Here is a 20249-nt window from a genome sequence, read left to right as displayed (position 1 = left end):
AAAGAAACATTTAATCAAAAATGGGATTATGGCTTGTTGTATCAACGAGATGAGCCGTGAATCTACTATTCACGGCGGTGGTCATATACTTAGTTACATATGAATGCCTATTTGGATTGTGATTGCTCAATCAGCCTGATTTCATTTAGTGCTCTGACAACCCGGTTATAGCACGTTATCAAGAGTAAAATGGCTACAATAGGCAACAAATAACTGCTCCAGTTTAAAGCTGAAGGAAAAATTGCAATAACCAATCCATAAACCCCAAAGACAAAAGCCCGGTCACTTTTCCCCATCGGGCCGTCATAACGCCGTGATGCGCCGATTGTTTGCGCTAAAATGCCGATAAATTCAGTCAGAATGGTAAGAAACAGAATAAGCAGCAAACTGATGTTGTTGATATGAGGTAAAAAACAAAAAGGGAGATAAAGAGCAACATCAGAAATGACATCCCCCAATTCGTTATAAATAGCTCCCAAATGAGATTTTTGGTTGTGTTCCCGCGCCAACATACCATCAATGGCATTCAGTGCCATACGAATAAAAAGAAAAATAGGCAGAATCCAATAGAGATGAGGAGAGGGAAATAAACTTAATAACAAACCAACAAAAATTGACAAAAACAGCGCAGCTAATGTGACCTGATTGGCTGTGTATCCTCGCTGATGAAGTTGAATGACGATAGGGCGCAACAAGTTCTGAAAACGGGGTTTTAAATCATATATAGTCATTATTCCCTAAATCCTTTAGAGGTAAAACCGTTAGTCTTATTAATATAAAGTATAATGTCAAATATTTATGTGCGGGAAAATATAATTATAAAAATAAGTCATCTCATGCCCTTTCAGCCCGCCATTGACAATAAACAAGATAGTTTTAGCCTGAATCGGCTGAAAAGGTCTTTATTTATAATTCATATATAAATTTGGTTGAATATATCTATAAATTACAAGATATAATCCATAAAATTGCAACCCGGAAAATAAAAAGTATAGACCAATATAATATGAAACAGGTAAAGCGATAAGTATTACAAGTAGACTTGTCTCTATTGGATAGGAGGGAGTATGGCTGTAACTGAAAGTCTTATTAACACCTGCACGGAGTCGGATGCGCTTGATTTAGCCAGGCTGGTGAAGGAGGAGGTAACACCCATGGAACTTGTGGAAGCGGTTGTTACTTGTATTGAACGACTTAATCCTGAGCTTAATGCTTGTAGTCCACAAGCGCTATGCTCTTGGCAGAGAAGCCGCAGCTTCTGTCGATCATAATGCCCCTTTGCCGGCGCATCATTTCGGTGTACAACTTGTCGGCCGTTATGTTTAAGCAGGGTTATTATGCTTTCAGAGTTTCAGTTGAGTCAATTTCAGTAATTGGCTTATGATTTATTGGGTTATTTTGAATAAATTAAATAGGAATGGTGAATTGTCCAGAGCACAGCGTTTGTTATCTCTAATGGAAATGTTACGCAGTTATCATTTTCCTGTGCAGGGGAAAGTATTGGCACAAAAAATGAACATTAGTTTAAGGACACTTTATCGGGATATTGCGACTTTGCAGGAACAAGGCGCGATTATCGAAGGTGAGCCGGGAATAGGCTATGTCTTAAGACCGGGTTTTGTCTTACCGCCACTCATGTTTACTCAAAATGAAATAGAAGCACTGGCATTAGGCGCCAATTGGGTGGCCAAGCGTGCAGATCCACAATTAAGAGAATCGGCAAACAGCGTTGTCAGTAAAATTGCGGCTGTTATCCCAACAGAATTGAAGCAACTTTTGGAGAACAATTCCTTATTAATTGGGCCTGCTGCAACAGCTATTCAACCCGTAATCGATATCCAGTCTATAAGGCAAGCGATCCGTACCAGACTTAAAGTTACCTTCGTTTATTTAGATCTAAAAGGTAATGAGTCTGAAAGAACGATTTGGCCATTCGCGTTGGGGTACTTTGAAAATATCAGTATTGTGATTGGTTGGTGTGAATTACGAGAGGCATTCCGTCATTTCAGGTCAGACAGGATAATAAGTCTGAAGGTGGAGAAGCAGTGTTATCCCCGTTCAAGGCAATCTTTACTTAAGGAGTGGCGGGAACTTGAAAAAATAACTGGCTAACCAGAAAGGCTACTGACAAAAACTGTCACTTGGTGTTGATATTTTACAACTATTCTAAGTAATACGTTCAATAGAATAGTTGGAGATATTTTATGTTAACCCTGGCTTTTTCTACCTCTGTAAATGCTGATCCGTCCCATATCTGGTCTCATTATGTTGATTTTAACTTACGGAGAAAATGGGAAATTGATCTTGCATCTTTTCAATTTGAAGGTGAAATAAAAACCGGACAATACGGCAGAATGGTCTTAAATGGTATGCCAGAGATCCGTTTCTATCTTTTAAGGGTTGAAATAAATAAGGAATTTACTGATCAGGTCAGTTTGCCGAACATAGGAACATTAACGTTTTGTCATCAAATTATTATTGATGAGAACAAAATAGCGCGCCGTATTAATGTGACGGTATCATTTGAGCCTGATGTAAATACTCCTGTTATTCAGTCTCAGGATCTGTTTAAACAAGTTACACATGATTTAGTTGAAACAATATTAAGATTGAAAGCAGTTGTTGAATAAATAAGAAATATGAACCGCTAGGGAAAAATTATAAAAGAGATATCAGTGTTTCATCTGAATATTGATAAAAAATGTATTTAATAATATGAATGTAGGGGGTAATATGGTGGCTATATCTGCTAAACCTAATCTTCAGCTTGTTTATGTTACTGATATTGAGCGTTCAACCGCGTTTTATAAAATGATCTTTAATACTGAACCAATATTTGTAAGCTCACGCTATGTGGCATTCCCTGTTGACGGAGAAGCGCTGTTTGCTATTTGGTCAGGAGGAACAAAACCAGATCTTGCAATTCCAAGATTTTCTGAAATCGGTATTATGTTACCAAACAGTGGAGATATCGATAGGCTGTTTGAGGAATGGAAACAGGAACCTGCAATTAAAATCTTACAAGAACCTCATACCGAGGTGTATGGCCGAACGTTTCTTGTGCAAGATCCAGATGGTCATATTATTCGGGTATGTCCTTTGGATTAGGAATGATTTAAGTATAACGGTTAAAAATACGCAAAAATAGAAGATCCATTTAGGAACAATTATAATAAGAGCCTATAGTATTAGGCTCTTTATTTTTTTATACCAATAGATTTTAAGATATAGCCAGCAAAGCTGTAATTTTTAAAATTTAAGAAAATATGAGAAAGGTGAAAAGCATGTCGATCTTGATGGTTATAAAAAACACCCCTGCATGGGTTTGGGTCTTATTTGTCTTTTTGGTTCTTCGTGGAATTAAGGCATTAGACGACAGAGAAATGCATCCCAGTCGTTTGTTTTTATTACCTATATTGTTTTTTATCTGGGCAGTTTACAGCGTATTGCATGAAACAGTTTTTCAGGTTTCTGCATTACTGGCACTTATTGTGGGTATATTGGCAGGTATTGCGATAGGCTGGAAATTATGGAATTCTCAGCCACGATTAAGACAAAAACCTGAAAGTGATTTAATTATTCGTCAAGGCACACCTTTAACTCTGATTTTGATCCTTATTATTTTTTGTGTCAAATTCGTTCTTTCCGCTACGATAGCTATCCATCCTATTTTAATGCATTCTTTGAGTTTTAATTTGCTGTTTGGCTTTGCCAGTGGTTTGTCAGATGGTATTTTTTGGGGAGGAACGCTGAATCTATTTGTTCCTTATTATAAAGATAAGCAAAAAAGTGTTTGAGAAAAATGTATCTATCTCTTAACTAATGGAGTTAGCTTGTGAAGGGCGGAAATGATATGACAACAGATTTATTGCCTGAAAGTATGGCTGTCATCGAAATCAGGCATCCTGGTGAACCGGAAGTTCTGACTCTGGTGAAGAAACCTGTTCCACAATTGGGAAACAGGGATATAAGGAGGTTAAGTAATGCAGGTTCTGAGCAATACCCTGGATTAACAGGGTATTATTTTTCCATAATAATCAGGCTATTAATTCCACATTTGCTTATAAATGGCTACCATTTCCGCAATGGTTGGAATACGCGGATTATTACCTGGTGAACCAGAGGCTTCAGCCTGTTTTGCCATTATTTCCACAACCTCAAAGAAACGTGTTTTATTAATACCAAATTGCTCTGGCGTCGGCACAGAAAACTCTTTATTTAAGTCGGCTAAAGTTGTCAGAAGTTTTTCACCAGCTACATCGTCACTGTCTGTGAGTTTTGCAAAAGTTAGTGCGCGTGCGCATTCGGCATAACGCTCTTTGGCTGCATCTAAAGAAAAACGGGTAACGGCAGGAAGTAGCATGGCATTGGATAAGCCATGTGGAACATGGAAAAAAGCTCCGATAGGGCGGCTCATACCGTGTACAAGTGCAACAGAAGAGTTAGAAAATGCAATGCCTGCCAGAGTTGAACCCAGTATCATTGCCTCACGGGCAGCTTTATTATTGCCGTTATGATACACCTTGCGCAGGTTGGGGCCGATGAGTTTCATGGCAGCAATAGCCTGGCTATCGGAATAGAGATTGGCTTTCCGGCTAACATAGGCTTCAATGGCATGAGTCATTGCATCAATGCCGGTATCTGCCGTTGTTCTTGCCGGAACACTGATAGTCAACTCATAGTCGATAATAGCGGCCACCGGCATGAATCCTGTACCTATGCAAAGCAATTTTTCATCGGTTTTTTCATCAGTAATAATTGTGAAGCGAGTACATTCTGAACCTGTTCCCGCCGTTGTCGGAATGGCAATCACAGGCAACCCCTGTTCATTGAATTGGCGGGGGAAACGATATTCGTTGATTGTTCCGCCAAATTTACCAATCACGGCGATGGCCTTTGCACTGTCAATCGGGCTTCCTCCACCAAGTGCAATAACGGCGTCAAACAAACCACTTTTTACCTTTTCAATCCCGGCCTGAATAGAGGCAGAAGTAGGTTCAGGTATTGTGTCAGCATAGACATCACTTTCAATACCAGCTTCTTGCAGGATAGATTGCAGTTTATCGAGATAACCTAACTGAACCATCATTTTGTCTGTCACAATCAGCGGCTTTTTACTGCGGATACTTTGCAGAATTTTTGGAAGATTGATGATAGTCCCACCACCTATTTCCATAATACGAGGTAACACGACAGAGGACATACATAACTCCTTAACGTTAGGAAATAAAGGTAATGATAAAAGAGGTTGGTCGAATGTCGAAGGCAATAGATGGTGAAAAAATAAAATGAGCACCAATATTTTTAATTAAATTGTTTATTAGAAAATTGTTCGTAAAAAGTGATCTATGTCGCGATGAACGATTAAAGATGAGAAATTGGCCCGGCGGGAGAAGATGACTAAACTGGTTTGGTGAGGACAATCAGGCTTTCTTAAAGAATTGGCGGTGAGGGAGGGATTCGAACCCTCGATACACTTTCGCGTATACACACTTTCCAGGCGTGCTCCTTCAGCCACTCGGACACCTCACCGTGTTTTTAATTTTTCAAAATATGGCGGTGAGGGAGGGATTCGAACCCTCGATACGTTTTCACGTATACACACTTTCCAGGCGTGCTCCTTCAACCACTCGGACACCTCACCATATTTTGTTGTTACAGGGATTCTTTCTGTATTCGTCGCTGCAACGGGGCGCTACTATAGGGAAAAGCAGTACAGGCGTCAACAGACTTGTCACGATTTTTTCAGGCTTTTTGACTGATTAGACAAATAAAAAACAATTTGATTGCCTGGTAAACATTACAATAGTGGATACATCCGTATAACTAAGTTGTGGCTGGCAACCTCAGAGCAAATAATCTTGGGGTTGCAGGACAATATCAAAACACAGCGTCAGTGAGCCTCTAATTACTCAGAGGCTCGTGGAGTTGCGAAACACCTTAACGCCGTGGACTGGGTGTTCTGGCATGAAACTGTTTTCTGAATGGGCGGTTCACTCTGTCAATATATCTACCACCAGGTTTGATGCTAACAGTGCAACCGAAACGTATAGTGCCATCTGCATGTGGGCGTTTTTCTATACTCGTTTTTCTATATTATAGTAGGCCATAGTTGTCAGGGAGCAGCTAATTTAAAAATAACCTTAAATGTACGAAAATAAGTAAAAATATCAATCCAGAAAATTCAACACGATAGTGAATAATTATGGAAGATTGGCGTGAAATTTGGGTATTTTTTCTTTTTATTTAACCTTTCAGCAATCGGTTAAATCTATCAAAAAACAATAAAGGAATGAGATTATATGAACATCATTTTTTTTAGCCCTTCATTTGATGCCGATGAGTGGATCCAAGGAATAGAAAAACGTTTACCTAATGCCAAAGTGAGAAACTGGGTCAGTGGAGATCATGCTCCGGCTGATTATGCTCTTGTTTGGCACCCTCCCTATGAAATGTTAGCGAATCGTAAAAATCTCAAAGGAATATTTGCGTTGGGTGCTGGTGTTGATTCCATTCTCCAGCAGGAGTTAGGCAATCCAGGCATGTTACCCGCTAAGGTTCCATTGATTCGTCTCGAAGATACCGGCATGGGTCGTCAGATGCAGGAATATGCCATTAGTTCAGTTTTATACTATTTCCGCCGAATGGATGAGTATAAACGGTATCAGGAGCAGCGCATTTGGCAGCCACTACTTCCTCACAACCGGAAAGAATTCGTTATTGGGGTATTAGGTGCAGGAGTACTGGGGAGTAGTGTGATCGGGAAGTTGATGGAGTTTGATTTCACTGTGCGTTGCTGGAGTAAGACAGCAAAAAAATTTGATAATGTTGAAAGTTTTTATGGAAAAGAACAATTAGGTGAATTTCTTTCTGGCTGTAATGTGTTGATTAATCTTCTTCCTAATACACCTGAAACCCGTGGAATTTTAAGCCTATCGTCATTTAGTCAGTTAAAAAAGGCAGCGTATGTCATTAATATAGCAAGAGGTTCTCACCTGGTTGAGCAAGATCTCCTGACTGCCATTGATAAAGGATATATCGCAGGTGCAACGCTTGATGTGTTTGCAGAAGAGCCTTTATCAAATATGCATCCATTCTGGACTCATCCTCGTATCAATATTACGCCGCATATTGCCGCAACGACCATTCCTGAACTGGCGATGGATATCATTAGTGAAAATATCCAACGAATAGAACAAGGGGAAACACCAACTGGCCTTGTGGATATGTCACTTGGATATTAATAAGCAGCTTTACAGCATGGCTGAGGATTAGGGACAATATCCCCATTATCTTTCAAGTTGTAGCTTTATTTTAAGTTGTTGGGATTGAATTAAGTCATGAACGAATTTTCTATTATTTGCCGTATACTGGGTACGCTGTTTAATCGGGCACCACAGGATCCATTGTTACAACCTTTGATGACTATGGTTGCTGAAGGAAAGTTAAAACAAGCATGGCCTTTAGAGCAGAATGCGCTGTTGGATCGCTTACAACAAAATTGCGAATTGTCCGTAATAGAGTCTGACTATCAGGTTTTGTTTGTAGGAGAGTCGGCTAAGGTTGCTATTTGTCGCTCTGACTATACTGACGGAACGGAACATGAAGTACGTCAATTCCTGATAGCGCGGGGAATGCCATTATCGGATACTGCGGTAGATCAGTTTGGTTCTTTATTGTTGGCAGCATCATGGTTGGAAGATCAGGCGGCAGAAGATGAAGTTCAGGCTCAGATAATATTGTTTGATGAATATCTATTGCCATGGTGTGGGCAATTTCTTGGAAAAGTTGAAGCACATGCCACCAGTGGTTTTTATCGAACTCTGGCTATTATTAGCCGTGAGGCATTGCAGGTATTACGTGAAGAATTAGAGTCTGAGTGATGTTGTGACTTTGTTGATTCCATTTAAGGCGACAATTGAGTGAATTATCGCTAAAATAAGGGGCAGATTATTTATTATAATTTGCCCCTTATTATTTTAACGACAATTAAAATTATTTATCAGTTAGCCCGATAACCAGTTTACCCGGTTTAATTTCCAATCCTTTGGCAAATTTTGCAGCAGCAGCTTCAGCCTTACTTTTTTCTGGATTCAAAACATAAACCGGATGAGTATCAAAAAATTCACTTAACGAAGTGTTCAGGTAGGGTATCAATGTCTTGATAGGTTTTGCCGCTTTTTCAGGTGTTGTCTGATAATCCACGATTTCCAGCCTCTTAACAAAAATAGCACCTTTTTCTGCATCAAATACAGGTTTAGCGCTGAGAGTCAGTTTCATATCAGCTTGCATAGACCCAAATATTGTTGCAATGTCAACTTTTGCCTGACTGGTTAGTTCAATTTTTTCCGGATCCTGACGGCCTATCTGGCTGGTTAAATTTCCCAGGCTAATATTAGCAATTGTTATTCCAGGAATACTGATTTCTTTCTGATAATGTACTTTTTTTAATAGATAATCATTGAGCAGACCTTCATTGATACTGATGTCCTTAAATTGATCACAGCCACTGAGTAAACCAACCAGCACTAATGCTGCCCCTAATAAAAATTTTTTCATGTTGTCTCCTTTATTTTCAATGGGCAGATTTTACACCATTACTTATACCATTAATGTCTACTAATGGTGACTGGCTCAATTTTTTTCTGATTAAATTGGCGGTGAAGAGCATAAATGGTGAGTAAGCCGATCAATCCCAAAAAGATCCAGGGCAATTGAGGCATGTTTAAAGCATGACCTGTATCATAAAGCCAGCCACCACCGGTGTAACCGAATACGCCACCCAGAGCCAGTCCTAATCGGCTGAATCCCATGTAGCTGCCGCGTGCTCTGGGATCAGCCAGCCCTGCGCTGAGTATTTCACGGGCAGGCTCTGCTGTGACTGTGCCTAAATAAAACAAGGCAATCAGAGCAAACAGAAGATGTAATTGGTCGATCCAACCGATTGGAAACATGCAGAAGCTCATCAAAAACAAACCCATCATCAGGCGTTGTTCCAGCCGGAAATATTTTTCGCTCCAACGTGCGATAGGGTAAAGCAATGTCAGAGAAATGGCGGCTTCAATAGCATACATCCACTTAACGGCAGTATGACTACCGGAAATTTCATGGATAACAATCGGGAACATCAACATGACTTGTACTGACAAAATAAAGTATCCCGTTAGGGTCAGTACATAATAAAAAAATCGTCGATCTTTAATGACCCTTATCATGCCTTCTTTGATAGGAGATCGAATTGTTGAAATACGATATGCCGGCAATAACCAGGCATTAGCTATTGCTGCCAAAACAAAAACTCCGGCTCCGATCCAGCACACGATATTGAAGTTGTATTGTAATAACCAGCTTCCTATTAGTGCACCAATCACAGCCCCTGCGCTGTCCTGCATTAACAATAGTGAATAAAAGCGCCCACGCTCATGAGGGCGGGTCAGTTTTATCACCAGGGCAGCTCTTGGTGGATCGAACAGTGTTCCGCCCAGAGCAGATAAGGCACAGGAAAGTATTAGTATCACCGGTTCAGAGGCCATAGCCATCAGGGCAAAACCTGATGCACGTAGTAACATACCGGTGACAATCATCGGTTTGGCACCAAACCTATCAGCAATGGCGCCACCAAAAATCCCTAATCCTTGTTGAATGAGTTGGCGAAGCCCCAATGCGAAACCAACAATGACAGCTGCCCAACCTAATTGTTCGACAAAACGAATAGAAATTAATGGAAAAACAACGAAAAAACCTAAAACGACCAGTAAATTATCAAATAACAGAAAATATTTTCCTAAACTACGGGCTTGTGAAACCGATGACATTTCGCACCATTGAGATATGAGGGAATAAAGAATGAAATTTCTATCATTCTGGACGTAATTTTATCTTTAGGATAGAGGATTTATAGATGATATTTTTTTATCGTGAGACGATAATATTACTTTTTATTAACGTAAATTATTCAGAGTTTTTGCAAAATAAATATCAGGAGAAGGCATGTTTGGTTATCGGTCTACATCGCCTAAAGTTCGTTTTATTACAGATAGGATGGTTGTTCGTCTGGTATATGAGCGTGATGCTTATCGTTTGGCTGAATATTATTCAGAAAATAAAGATTTTCTTAAACCGTGGGAACCAACAAGGGATAGCAGTTTTTACCAGCCTTCTGGCTGGACAAACAGACTGAGTTATATTGCAGAATTACAACGGCAAAATACGGTATTCAATTTTGTGCTGTTAGATCCTGATGAACGTGAAATTATCGGAGTGGCAAATTTCACTAATGTTGTACGTGGTGCATTCCATTCTTGTTATCTTGGCTACTCTTTGGCAGAAAAACGACAAGGGCAGGGGTTAATGTATGAAGCGTTACAACCTGCCATCCGTTACATGCAGCGTCATCAGAAAATGCACCGAATTATGGCCAACTATATGCCGCATAATCATAGAAGTGGAAACTTGCTCAAAAAACTGAATTTTGAGCGGGAGGGATATGCCCGGAAATACCTAATGATCGATGGAGTCTGGCAAGATCATGTCCTGACCGCATTAACTGATGATAACTGGTGAAAAAGATGACGGGTTATTTTCTGAGTTTGCAGGAATAAAAATAATTAATAAAAAAGAGATAGCCAATGTAGACAGAGTTTTTGTCTGTTAAACTTTGCCTATCAGTGCTATCTCATCAGATCATATTCTTTGCCATGTTGAGCATGTCTGGTGGAATTACTTTACGCTTTCATTCTCATGTCATAGAAATATACTTATTAAACAATATCATGAACTTATTAAAATCACTGGCAGCAGTCAGTTCAATGACGATGTTTTCACGCGTGCTGGGCTTCATTCGTGATGCCATTATTGCTCGTATATTTGGCGCAGGAGTGGCAACGGACGCTTTTTTTGTTGCCTTCAAATTACCTAACCTGTTACGTCGCATTTTTGCTGAAGGCGCTTTTTCGCAGGCTTTTGTTCCTATTCTTGCCGAATACAAAAATCAGCAGGGGGATGAAGCAACACGGACGTTTATTGCCTATGTTTCAGGTATGTTGACGTTGATTCTGGCAATTGTCACAGTGATTGGTATGATCGCAGCACCCTGGGTTATTTATGTTACTGCTCCAGGTTTTACCGATACACCAGACAAATTTGTTTTAACCCGTGATTTACTCAGAATCACATTTCCGTATATCTTCTTAATTTCTTTATCATCTTTGGCAGGGGCAATCCTCAATACCTGGAATCGTTTTTCTGTTCCCGCTTTTGCACCAACTTTGCTGAATGTCAGCATGATTGTCTTTTCACTGTTTGTGGCACCTTATTGTAATCCACCAGTAATGGCTTTGGGGTGGGCTGTTATTGCTGGTGGCATTTTGCAGCTGGCATACCAACTTCCTCATCTGAAAAAAATAGGTATGTTAGTATTGCCGCGTGTTTCTTTCCGCGACAGTAGTGTATGGCGGGTTATCCGTCAGATGGGGCCTGCCATTCTGGGGGTATCAGTCAGCCAGATTTCGCTGATCATCAATACGATTTTTGCCTCGTTTCTGGTTTCAGGCTCTGTTTCATGGATGTATTACGCTGATCGTTTAATGGAATTACCTTCTGGAGTGTTAGGTGTGGCATTGGGAACAATTTTATTGCCTTCTCTGGCGAAAAGTTTTTCCAGTGGAAACCATGAAGAGTATCGAAAATTAATGGACTGGGGATTACGTCTCTGTTTTCTTTTAGCACTTCCTTGCGCGGTAGCGTTGGGCATTTTGGCAGAACCTTTGACAGTTTCACTTTTTCAGTATGGTAATTTTTCCGCGTTTGATGCAGAAATGACGCAACGGGCACTGATTGCCTATTGCTTCGGGTTAATGGGGTTGATTGTGGTTAAAGTTTTGGCCCCTGGTTTTTATTCTCGTCAGGATATTAAAACGCCGGTCAAGATTGCGATTGCTACCTTGATTCTGACTCAGCTAATGAACCTTGCCTTTATCGGTCCACTGAGACATGCGGGGTTAGCACTTTCCATTGGTTTAGCAGCTTGTTTTAATGCAGCTATGCTCTACTGGCAATTGCGTAAGCGTGAAATATTTAAACCATTAGCAGGATGGGGTGTATTTTTGCTTAAGCTGTTAATGGCGATTGCGGTGATGGTGGGGGTATTACTGGCAATGTTGTGGATTATGCCTGCCTGGGAGCAAGGCAATATGGCATTGCGCCTGTTGCGATTGATGGGAGTTGTCGTTGCTGGAGCTGGTAGCTATTTTGCTGCATTAGCTTTGATGGGGTTCCGATTAAAGGATTTTGCCCAGCAGGGATTGCAGTGATTATCTGACATTGCCAGAAAAAAACGGGCGTAAAATGATTTTTACGCCCGTTTTTATAAGGTGTGGTTACATCCGTTCTACGGTCTGGATACCTAAAGTATCGAGACCTTGTTTCAAGGTCTTCGCTGTCAACAGCGCCAATTTCAGGCGGCTTTGGCGCAATGCTTCACTTTCAGCGTTCAGGATTGGGCAATGTTCATAGAAACCGGAGAACAGGCCTGCCAGGTCATACAGATAAGCACACATCACATGAGGTGTCCCTTCACGGGCTACCGTAGTGATGGTTTCTTCAAACTGTAACAGACGGGTAGCCAGTGCTTGTTCACGCTCTTCGTTCAGAACGACTGGTAATGTCAGGCTGCTTTCATCGATTTCAGCGCGTTTGAAGATAGAAGAGACGCGGGTATATGCATACTGCATATAAGGCGCGGTGTTGCCATCAAAGGCCAGCATATTATCCCAGTCAAATACATAGTCTGTGGTACGACTTTTGGACAGATCGGCATATTTCACTGCGCCAATGCCTACTGCTTCGACAACTTTTTTCAATTCATCTTCCGGCATATCCGGATTTTTCTCACGGATAAGCACATCCGCACGTTCAATGGCTTCATCCAGTAAATCAGACAATTTCACTGTACCACCTGCACGAGTTTTGAATGGTTTTCCATCTTTACCCAGCATCATGCCGAACATATGGTGTTCCAGTGACATGGACTCAGGGATGTAGCCAGCTTTACGCACAATTGTCCAGGCTTGCATCAGATGTTGATGCTGGCGTGAATCAATATAGTAGAGAACCCGATCAGCATTCAGCACTTCATGGCGATATTTGGCACAGGCAATATCTGTAGTGGTGTAAAGATAACCACCATCTTTCTTCTGGATGATAACGCCCATTGGTTCACCTTCTTTATTCTTGAATTCATCAAGGTAAACCACAGTCGCACCATCACTTTCAACAGCAATACCACGTTGTTTCAGATCAGCAACGATCCCCGGCAGCATATCGTTATACAGGCTTTCACCCATAACATCTTTTTCTGTCAGAGTGACATTCAGACGATTATAGGTTGCCTGATTTTGTGACATGGTTATCTCAACCAATTTACGCCACATGTTACGACAATCTTCGTCACCGCCTTGCAGTTTTACTACATAGTTACGGGCACGAACGGCAAATTCTTCATCTTCGTCGTAGTTTTTCTTGGCGGCGCGATAGAACTCTTCCAGATCAGCCAGTGCCATATCGCTGGCATTTTCATTCTGCATTTTCTCCAGGTAAGCGATGAGCATCCCGAATTGGGTTCCCCAATCACCAAGATGGTTGGCGCGAATAACTTTATGGCCGAGAAATTCAAGAGTACGTGCGGCGGCATCACCAATGATAGTAGAGCGGATATGACCAATGTGCATCTGCTTAGCAACATTAGGAGCAGAATAATCGATAACGATAGTTTGTGGCTCTACAGGAGAAATACCCAGTTTTTCAGCTTTCAGCGCGTTTTCTGTATTTGTGGCAACCCACTCTTTATCAAGAAAAATGTTGATAAAACCGGGGCCAGCGATTTCGACTTTGCTGGCAATTCCTTGCAGATCCAGCAAATTGACGACTTTTTCTGCCAGTTGTCGGGGGGGCATACCTACTTTTTTAGCTGCCGCCATGACACCATTTGCCTGATAGTCACCAAATTGTGCTTTTGCAGATTGACGAACGTGAGCCTCACTATCGGCTGGAGCACCAGCTGCAATCAGCGCACTACTGATTTTTTCTGAAAGAATAGCCTGTATATTCACAGTGTTACCTTAAGTTACGCGCTGAAAATCACACATTTTTATAATGCAGCATTTTCAAGCGTGTGGGTGGTTATGAAAAAATAACGGGGTTTATACCATATTCAACACCCCGCATGCTACTGTCAGCCCGTGCTGGCAGGGTTACTTTTTGTTTTTCGGCTCTCTTTCGGTGGATTCTTCGTCGAGGTAGTCAAGGTGAATATGTTATAGACCTTTGCCAGGATAAATAACTTAGAAACTGTCCTTAAATGAGAATGTAATCTCGATCAAGTATTATTCGCTTTCTATCAAGAAGCATTGACAGAAATGCGGAGTGCTTGGCAAAAGTGACTTTTTTATTGTGTTATTTCAGTAAAAAACTCTGATCTTGTGATTTCTGACATGCCATTTTAAAAATATAGTTGTCATAGTTAATAAGTTCGGTAATGAAATATTTCGAATCTATTTATGACGTGTTGGCGGATTGATATTCAAGGGGCTTTTAATGTTAAAGCTAGAAATTTGCTGTTATAGCATAAGTTGTGCTCTGGTTGCACAAGAAGCAGGGGCCGATCGAATTGAGTTGAGTGCAGGCCCGTTAGAAGGTGGCTTAACACCCAGCGCAGGCGCATTACAACAGTCGTTACAATGCTTATCTATTCCTGTACATCCAATTGTCCGGCCCAGAGGTGGAGATTTTTGTTACGATAAACTTGATTTTGAGGCCATGAAAAATGATGTTTCCCTTATTCGTGATATGGGGTTTCCCGGCGTTTCCTTCGGTGTTTTAGACGAAGAAGGGAAGGTTGACATGTTGCGTATGAGGCAACTAATGGCATTGGCAGGGAATATGGCTGTCACGTTTCACCGTGCTTTTGATATGTGCTGTGACCCTCTCAACGCATTGGAAAAACTTACCGATCTTGGCGTAAAGCGTATCTTGACGTCTGGCCAGCAAAATAGTGCTGAACTGGGTTTACATTTGTTAAAAGAGCTGTCACAAGCGAGTCGTGGGCCAAGCATTATGCCGGGAGCGGGTGTCCGGGCCAGTAATATCAGTAAGTTTTTAGAGATTGGTGTGACAGAGGTTCATAGCTCAGCAGGCAAGATTGTATCTTCTAAGATGAATTACCGTAAGGCGGGGGTGAGTATGAGTTCCGAAAATAGTGAAATAGGGGAATATTCTCATTACAGTGTCGATCCTGAATTAGTGGAATCCATGAAGGGTGTGATGAGTTTGATCGATCGCTAGTCTAGCTATGATTGGCTTTACTGAAATAGTATCTAAATATTAGTATTATCTGAACAACTAGTAGCATCTGAGTATTGAGGGTGTGAACTGCCATAACGGGCAATTCACACATCAATATGTTATTTATATTTTTTGCAGGATTAAGGTTTGCGGGCAATGAGAACAGCACGCAGTGGCGCTGGATACCCTTCTATTGTTTTACTTTGATCTGATGGATCAAGGAAATCAGCCAAAGATTCTGTTTTCATCCACTCTGTCCGGCGTTGTTCATCGGTTGTTGTAATGGCATGATCAACAATTCTGACATCGACAAAACCACATTTTTCCAACCATGTTTTCAACATGTTAGCTGAAGGAATAAAGTAAACATTTCGCATTTGCGCATAACGTTCACCCGGAATGAGGCAGTGGTTTTCGTCACCTTCGATCACCAAACTTTCCAGCACCAGTTCACCACCTGAAACCAGTTGATTTTTTAGCTGCCACAGATGATCAAGGGGAGAGCGGCGATGGTAAAGTACTCCCATAGAGAATACGGTATCGAAAGCTTTCAGCTCAGGTAATTGCTCAATACCCAGTGGGAGAAGATGAGCACGTTGGTCATTGCCCAATAGTTTTCTGACGGCTTCAAATTGGCAGAGGAAAAGTTGGGTAGGATCGATACCTGCCACTAATTCAGCGCCTTCACCTACCATGCGCCACATGTGGTAACCACTACCACAACCGACATCAAGTACAGTTTTGCCTTCTAAAGAAGAAATATGAGGCAGAACACGATCCCATTTCCAGTCAGAACGCCATTCGGTATTAATTTCAATACCGTAAAATGAAAAAGGCCCTTTACGCCATGGCATCAGAAGTTTCAGGATATTGTGGATACGTGTTTTTTCCCCTTCTGATAGATCGGGTTCATGTGTAGTAATAACCCCATTTTTCAGATCAACATGAGTGGGTGTGATAACTGGCAAATTTTCCAGAATTTTTATCCACGAACTAAACTGACCATGCAATGATGTTTTCTGCCAGTCATTTAATTGGGCGGGCAGATCATTTAGCCAATGGCTCAGATGGTTTTTAGCAATTAGCTGATAAAAGTTACCGAAATCGATCATTATTCAGCTCCTTTTATAGCTAACAGTGAGCCGAAATTGAAACACTGGAACCACACTTCTGTATGCTGAAAACCAGATTTTTTCAGGCGGGATTTGTGGGCTTCAACAGAATCTGTCCGCATGACATTTTCCAGCATGCTACGTTTTTGACTGATTTCTAGTTCGCTATAACCATTGGCTCGTTTGAAGTCATGGTGCATGTTGAATAGTAATTCACCAATGTTCTGATCTTCAAAATTAAATTTTTCAGACAGTACCAAAACGCCACCGGGTTTCAGCCCGGCATAGATTTTGTCTAATATTTTCTGGCGATCCCCTGGGTTAAGGAACTGTAATGTGAAATTTAATACCACCATTGAAGCGTTTTGAATGTTGGTATCAAGAATATCCTGCTCGATCACTTCAACGGGGGTTTTTGCTTTGAAAGCGTCAACATGACGACGACAGCGTTCGATCATGGCGGGTGAATTATCAATAGCGATAATGCGGCAGTCATCAGAATTGATATTGCGGCGAATGGATAAAGTTGCTGCACCGAGAGAACAACCGAGATCATAGATCTGGCTGCCCGGAGTCACAAAGCGACTTGCCAGCATACCAATCATAGAAATGATATTTGAGTAACCAGGAATGGAGCGTTTCACCATGTCTGGAAAGACTTCGGCGACGCGTTCGTCAAAACTCCAGTCGCCTAATTTAGCGATTGGAGTAGATAACAGACTGTCCCGTTGATTGTGAGGATCTTGATTTGACATAACAACATTGATTTTGGAAACAATTAAGAATTGATTATTCTAACAGAATGCAAGAAAAGGCAGAAAGAGCTAATCCAACAGAACTTTTTAGGCAGCTAATAAAGATGCCAATTCAAATCAATAATTGGCATCTTTGTCAGTTAACTATTTATTAGTTAAACAGAGGTTACGAATAGGGAGAAAATATCTGTTCCCAGGGCAAATAGTATATGTTAGCCACAATCATTATTATCATTGACATAAATGTTGCAATCATGCCCATTCGCCGCCAACGTAACTCACGATGGTGCAGGCCATAGTAGTGTAATAGCCTGCCTGCAAGTAACAATATGCCACAAATATGCAGCATCCATACGGCAGCGCCATTCATCTCCATTATCAATAATAAGAGTAGAGAAATAGGGATATATTCAACAGCGTTACCGTGAATGCGAATGGCTGTCTGTAATTCGTAAAAACCACCATCACCATATGTAACCCGATACTGTGTTCTTAACTTAATCACATCAAAAGACAGTTTAATTACCAATAGTGCGCCCAATACGATATAAAGTGAGCTAATCATTTATAACTCCATTGCCTAACCAAAAACGGCTAACTGATGATAAACCTCAAAAGTAAAACTGTCGCTATAAATCATGATACTTAATCATAAATTCTATCTGATTTATCCGATAGAAAAAATTGTCTTGGCTGGAACCGTGTTATAGCCTTATCTCTGGATAGAATTTCCAGTATAATGGCCTCTTTTTTGACAATTCTTCCTAAAAGAACAATGCCAAAATTTCCGCAGCAGAATGCATAACGAGCTGAGTAAAAGGATATTGTATGCGTACTAATTATTGTGGGCAGTTGAGCCGGGCCCATGAAGGCCAAAAAGTGACTCTTTGTGGTTGGGTAAACCGTCGTCGTGATTTGGGTGGCCTGATTTTTATTGATATGCGAGATCGCGAAGGTATCGTTCAGGTATTCTTTGATCCGGATAAAAAAGACGCATTTGCTCAGGCTTCTGAACTGCGTAATGAGTTTTGTATTCAAATTACGGGGACTGTACGTGCCCGCCCTGACAGCCAGATCAATAAAGATATGGTGACAGGGGAAATTGAAGTTTTCGCTGAAAGCCTTGAAATCTTCAACCGTTCAGAACCATTGCCACTGGACAGCAATCAGAATAACAGTGAAGAACAGCGCTTGAAATATCGTTATCTTGATCTGCGTCGTCCTGAAATGTCACAACGCTTAAAAAACCGAGCAAAAATCACCAGTTTTGTTCGTCGTTTTATGGATGATGCGGGTTTTCTGGATGTGGAAACACCAATGCTGACTAAAGCAACACCGGAAGGCGCGCGGGATTATTTAGTACCAAGCCGTGTTCATAAAGGCAAATTTTATGCACTGCCTCAGTCTCCACAATTGTTTAAACAATTACTGATGATGTCCGGTTTTGACCGTTATTATCAGATTGTAAAATGTTTCCGTGACGAAGACCTGCGTGCAGATCGTCAGCCTGAATTTACTCAGATTGACGTCGAAACCTCATTTATGACTTCTGAGCAGGTTCGTGAAATCATGGAACGAATGATCCGTGAGCTATGGCTGGAAGTCCGTGGTGTCGATTTAGGAACGTTCCCAATCATGACGTTTGCTGAAGCTATGCGTCGCTTTGGTTCTGATAAACCAGATCTGCGTAACCCGCTGGAATTAGTTGATGTTGCTGATCTGGTCAAAGCAGTGGAATTTTCCGTTTTCGCAGAACCTGCAAACGATCCAAAAGGGCGTGTGGCAACAATTTGTGTACCGGGTGGTGCTGAACTGAGTCGTAAGCAAATTGACGAATACGGTAAGTTTGTTGGCATCTATGGTGCGAAAGGGTTGGCATGGATGAAAGTCAACAATCGTGCCGCAGGTCTGGAAGGTGTCCAAAGCCCGATTGCTAAGTTTTTGTCCGCAGAAGTGGTTGAGGCCCTGTTGTCCCGCACTAATGCACAGGATGGCGATATCCTGTTCTTCGGTGCAGGTCAGAAAAATATAGTCACAGATGCAATGGGTGCACTGCGTCTGAAATTAGGCCGTGATCTGAATCTGACTGATCTGACAAACTGGAAACCACTTTGGGTTGTTGACTTCCCGATGTTTGAAGACGACGGGGAAGGCGGGCTGGCTGCAATGCACCATCCGTTTACTTCTCCACGTGATATGTCAGCCGAAGATCTGGAAAACAAGCCGGAATCTGCCATCGCCAATGCTTATGATATGGTTATCAATGGTTACGAAGTGGGTGGCGGCTCTGTCCGTATCCATCGTAATGACATGCAGCAGGCGGTATTCCGCATTCTGGGTATCAACGAAGAAGAACAGCAGGAAAAATTTGGTTTCCTTCTGAATGCACTGAAATATGGTACTCCTCCTCACGCTGGGCTGGCTTTCGGTCTGGATCGCCTCGTTATGTTGTTGACGGATACTGATAATATCCGTGATGTTATCGCATTCCCGAAAACAACAGCGGCAGCATGTCTGATGACTGAAGCACCAAGCTACGCCAATCCGGCGGCACTGGAAGAGTTAGCCATTTCAGTTACCAAAAAAGAGAGCGAATAATGAATTATAAGCGCCCTGAATCTGTACTGGTTGTTATTTATGCTGCCAACAGCAAAAGGGTGCTAATGTTACAGAGACGGGACGATCCTGATTTCTGGCAATCTGTTACCGGTAGTCTGGAAGAGGACGAAAAGCCTTATCAGGCAGCGTTGCGTGAAGTACAGGAAGAGATCGGTATTGATATTGCCAGAGCGGATCTTGAGCTGATAGATTGTCAGCGCTGTCTTTATTATGAGATTTTTTCACATTTACGTTATCGATATGCTCCCGGTGTGACGCGAAACAAAGAACATTGGTTTTTGCTGGCGTTACCTGAGGAGTGTGAAATTTTGCTGACGGAGCACCTGACTTATCAGTGGCTGGTAGCGAAAGAGGCTGCTAAGTTGACGAAGTCATGGAGCAATCGGCAGGCAATTGAAGAATTTGTTATTTAGTCTATCAAACC

The 20249-nt window shown here is 41.5% G+C and carries 19 protein-coding genes and 2 tRNA genes; 11 read left to right on the top strand and 10 right to left on the bottom strand.

Annotated features, from left to right (window positions below; translation table 11 throughout):
• Nucleotides 1-107: 107 nt before the first annotated feature.
• Entirely contained in the window at nucleotides 108-731 is a 624-nt protein-coding gene (locus BDD26_RS16175; protein WP_038264223.1) for a CDP-alcohol phosphatidyltransferase family protein, read from the bottom strand.
• A gap of 694 nt (nucleotides 732-1425) precedes the next feature.
• On the opposite strand from BDD26_RS16175, the gene BDD26_RS16170 reads away from it, so the two are divergent.
• The 4 genes from BDD26_RS16170 (at nucleotide 1426) to BDD26_RS16155 (ending at nucleotide 3797) form a co-directional block, all read left to right on the top strand.
• Nucleotides 1426-2112, top strand: coding sequence for a helix-turn-helix transcriptional regulator (locus BDD26_RS16170; protein ID WP_115827578.1), 687 nt, complete (start codon nucleotides 1426-1428; stop codon nucleotides 2110-2112).
• Between the two features lie 92 nt (nucleotides 2113-2204).
• Nucleotides 2205-2630, top strand: a complete 426-nt coding sequence (locus BDD26_RS16165) for an SRPBCC family protein (protein ID WP_115827120.1) — start codon at nucleotides 2205-2207, stop codon at nucleotides 2628-2630.
• Between the two features lie 103 nt (nucleotides 2631-2733).
• Entirely contained in the window at nucleotides 2734-3108 is a 375-nt protein-coding gene (locus BDD26_RS16160; RefSeq protein WP_038269352.1) for a VOC family protein, read from the top strand.
• A gap of 176 nt (nucleotides 3109-3284) precedes the next feature.
• Nucleotides 3285-3797 carry a DUF6622 family protein gene (locus tag BDD26_RS16155; RefSeq protein ID WP_038269353.1) on the top strand — a complete coding sequence of 171 codons (513 nt, stop codon included), beginning with the start codon at nucleotides 3285-3287 and terminating at the stop codon, nucleotides 3795-3797.
• Between the two features lie 248 nt (nucleotides 3798-4045).
• Here BDD26_RS16155 and BDD26_RS16150 read toward each other — a convergent pair whose 3' ends face one another.
• The 3 genes from BDD26_RS16150 to BDD26_RS16140 all read right to left on the bottom strand — a co-directional run bounded on the left by BDD26_RS16150 (nucleotide 4046) and on the right by BDD26_RS16140 (nucleotide 5644).
• Nucleotides 4046-5203: an iron-containing alcohol dehydrogenase gene (locus BDD26_RS16150; RefSeq protein WP_115827119.1), complete on the bottom strand. Its 1158-nt coding sequence runs from the start codon at nucleotides 5201-5203 to the stop codon at nucleotides 4046-4048.
• Between the two features lie 239 nt (nucleotides 5204-5442).
• Nucleotides 5443-5532, bottom strand: a tRNA-Ser gene (locus BDD26_RS16145).
• 22 nt (nucleotides 5533-5554) lie between these two features.
• A tRNA-Ser gene (locus BDD26_RS16140) sits at nucleotides 5555-5644 on the bottom strand.
• Nucleotides 5645-6302: 658 nt separating this feature from the next.
• On the opposite strand from BDD26_RS16140, the gene ghrA reads away from it, so the two are divergent.
• Both ghrA and BDD26_RS16130 read left to right on the top strand, forming a co-directional pair.
• Complete coding sequence (ghrA, locus tag BDD26_RS16135) at nucleotides 6303-7244, top strand: glyoxylate/hydroxypyruvate reductase GhrA (protein ID WP_115827118.1); 942 nt, start codon at nucleotides 6303-6305, stop codon at nucleotides 7242-7244.
• Nucleotides 7245-7340: 96 nt separating this feature from the next.
• Nucleotides 7341-7883 (top strand): TorD/DmsD family molecular chaperone, encoded by a 543-nt coding sequence (locus BDD26_RS16130; RefSeq protein ID WP_115827117.1) that lies wholly within the window; start codon nucleotides 7341-7343, stop codon nucleotides 7881-7883.
• Between the two features lie 112 nt (nucleotides 7884-7995).
• Here BDD26_RS16130 and BDD26_RS16125 read toward each other — a convergent pair whose 3' ends face one another.
• Complete coding sequence (locus tag BDD26_RS16125) at nucleotides 7996-8559, bottom strand: lipoprotein (protein WP_038269358.1); 564 nt, start codon at nucleotides 8557-8559, stop codon at nucleotides 7996-7998.
• Between the two features lie 50 nt (nucleotides 8560-8609).
• Nucleotides 8610-9815, bottom strand: a complete 1206-nt coding sequence (gene mdtH / locus BDD26_RS16120; RefSeq protein ID WP_038269359.1) for a multidrug efflux MFS transporter MdtH — start codon at nucleotides 9813-9815, stop codon at nucleotides 8610-8612.
• Nucleotides 9816-9990: 175 nt separating this feature from the next.
• Here mdtH and rimJ point away from each other — a divergent pair, with 175 nt between their 5' ends.
• Together rimJ and murJ are read left to right on the top strand one after the other, a co-directional pair.
• Nucleotides 9991-10563 carry a ribosomal protein S5-alanine N-acetyltransferase gene (rimJ, locus tag BDD26_RS16115; protein ID WP_038269361.1) on the top strand — a complete coding sequence of 191 codons (573 nt, stop codon included), beginning with the start codon at nucleotides 9991-9993 and terminating at the stop codon, nucleotides 10561-10563.
• A 209-nt stretch (nucleotides 10564-10772) separates the two neighbouring features.
• Entirely contained in the window at nucleotides 10773-12311 is a 1539-nt protein-coding gene (murJ, locus tag BDD26_RS16110; RefSeq protein WP_038269403.1) for a murein biosynthesis integral membrane protein MurJ, read from the top strand.
• A 66-nt stretch (nucleotides 12312-12377) separates the two neighbouring features.
• On the opposite strand, the gene argS is transcribed toward murJ, so the two are convergent.
• Nucleotides 12378-14108, bottom strand: coding sequence for an arginine--tRNA ligase (argS, locus tag BDD26_RS16105; RefSeq protein ID WP_115827116.1), 1731 nt, complete (start codon nucleotides 14106-14108; stop codon nucleotides 12378-12380).
• 484 nt (nucleotides 14109-14592) lie between these two features.
• On the opposite strand from argS, the gene cutC reads away from it, so the two are divergent.
• Nucleotides 14593-15339: a copper homeostasis protein CutC gene (gene cutC, locus BDD26_RS16100; protein WP_115827115.1), complete on the top strand. Its 747-nt coding sequence runs from the start codon at nucleotides 14593-14595 to the stop codon at nucleotides 15337-15339.
• Between the two features lie 140 nt (nucleotides 15340-15479).
• Here the strand turns inward: cutC and cmoB are convergent, their stop codons facing one another.
• The 3 genes from cmoB to BDD26_RS16085 form a co-directional block, all read right to left on the bottom strand.
• Nucleotides 15480-16451, bottom strand: coding sequence for a tRNA 5-methoxyuridine(34)/uridine 5-oxyacetic acid(34) synthase CmoB (gene cmoB, locus BDD26_RS16095; RefSeq protein ID WP_038269365.1), 972 nt, complete (start codon nucleotides 16449-16451; stop codon nucleotides 15480-15482).
• Nucleotides 16451-17206: a carboxy-S-adenosyl-L-methionine synthase CmoA gene (cmoA, locus tag BDD26_RS16090; protein ID WP_115827114.1), complete on the bottom strand. Its 756-nt coding sequence runs from the start codon at nucleotides 17204-17206 to the stop codon at nucleotides 16451-16453. Before cmoA ends, cmoB begins: the two co-directional genes overlap by 1 nt.
• A 166-nt stretch (nucleotides 17207-17372) precedes the next feature.
• Nucleotides 17373-17771: an MAPEG family protein gene (locus BDD26_RS16085; RefSeq protein ID WP_115827113.1), complete on the bottom strand. Its 399-nt coding sequence runs from the start codon at nucleotides 17769-17771 to the stop codon at nucleotides 17373-17375.
• A 263-nt stretch (nucleotides 17772-18034) separates the two neighbouring features.
• Between BDD26_RS16085 and aspS the strand changes: the two genes are divergently transcribed.
• The gene (gene aspS / locus BDD26_RS16080) at nucleotides 18035-19804 is read left to right on the top strand and encodes an aspartate--tRNA ligase (protein ID WP_115827112.1); all 1770 of its coding nucleotides are present in this window, start codon (nucleotides 18035-18037) and stop codon (nucleotides 19802-19804) included.
• A complete protein-coding gene (gene nudB, locus BDD26_RS16075) occupies nucleotides 19804-20238 on the top strand; it encodes a dihydroneopterin triphosphate diphosphatase (RefSeq protein WP_115827111.1) in 435 nt (144 codons plus the stop codon). Before aspS ends, nudB begins: the two co-directional genes overlap by 1 nt.
• The last annotated feature ends 11 nt before the right edge of the window (nucleotides 20239-20249 follow it).

Origin of the sequence: Xenorhabdus cabanillasii, assembly GCF_003386665.1 — a bacterium.
GTDB classification, from domain to species: domain Bacteria; phylum Pseudomonadota; class Gammaproteobacteria; order Enterobacterales; family Enterobacteriaceae; genus Xenorhabdus; species Xenorhabdus cabanillasii.
The sequence above is the reverse complement of the archived record's forward strand: the minus strand, read 5'-3'. Positions and strand labels throughout refer to the sequence as shown.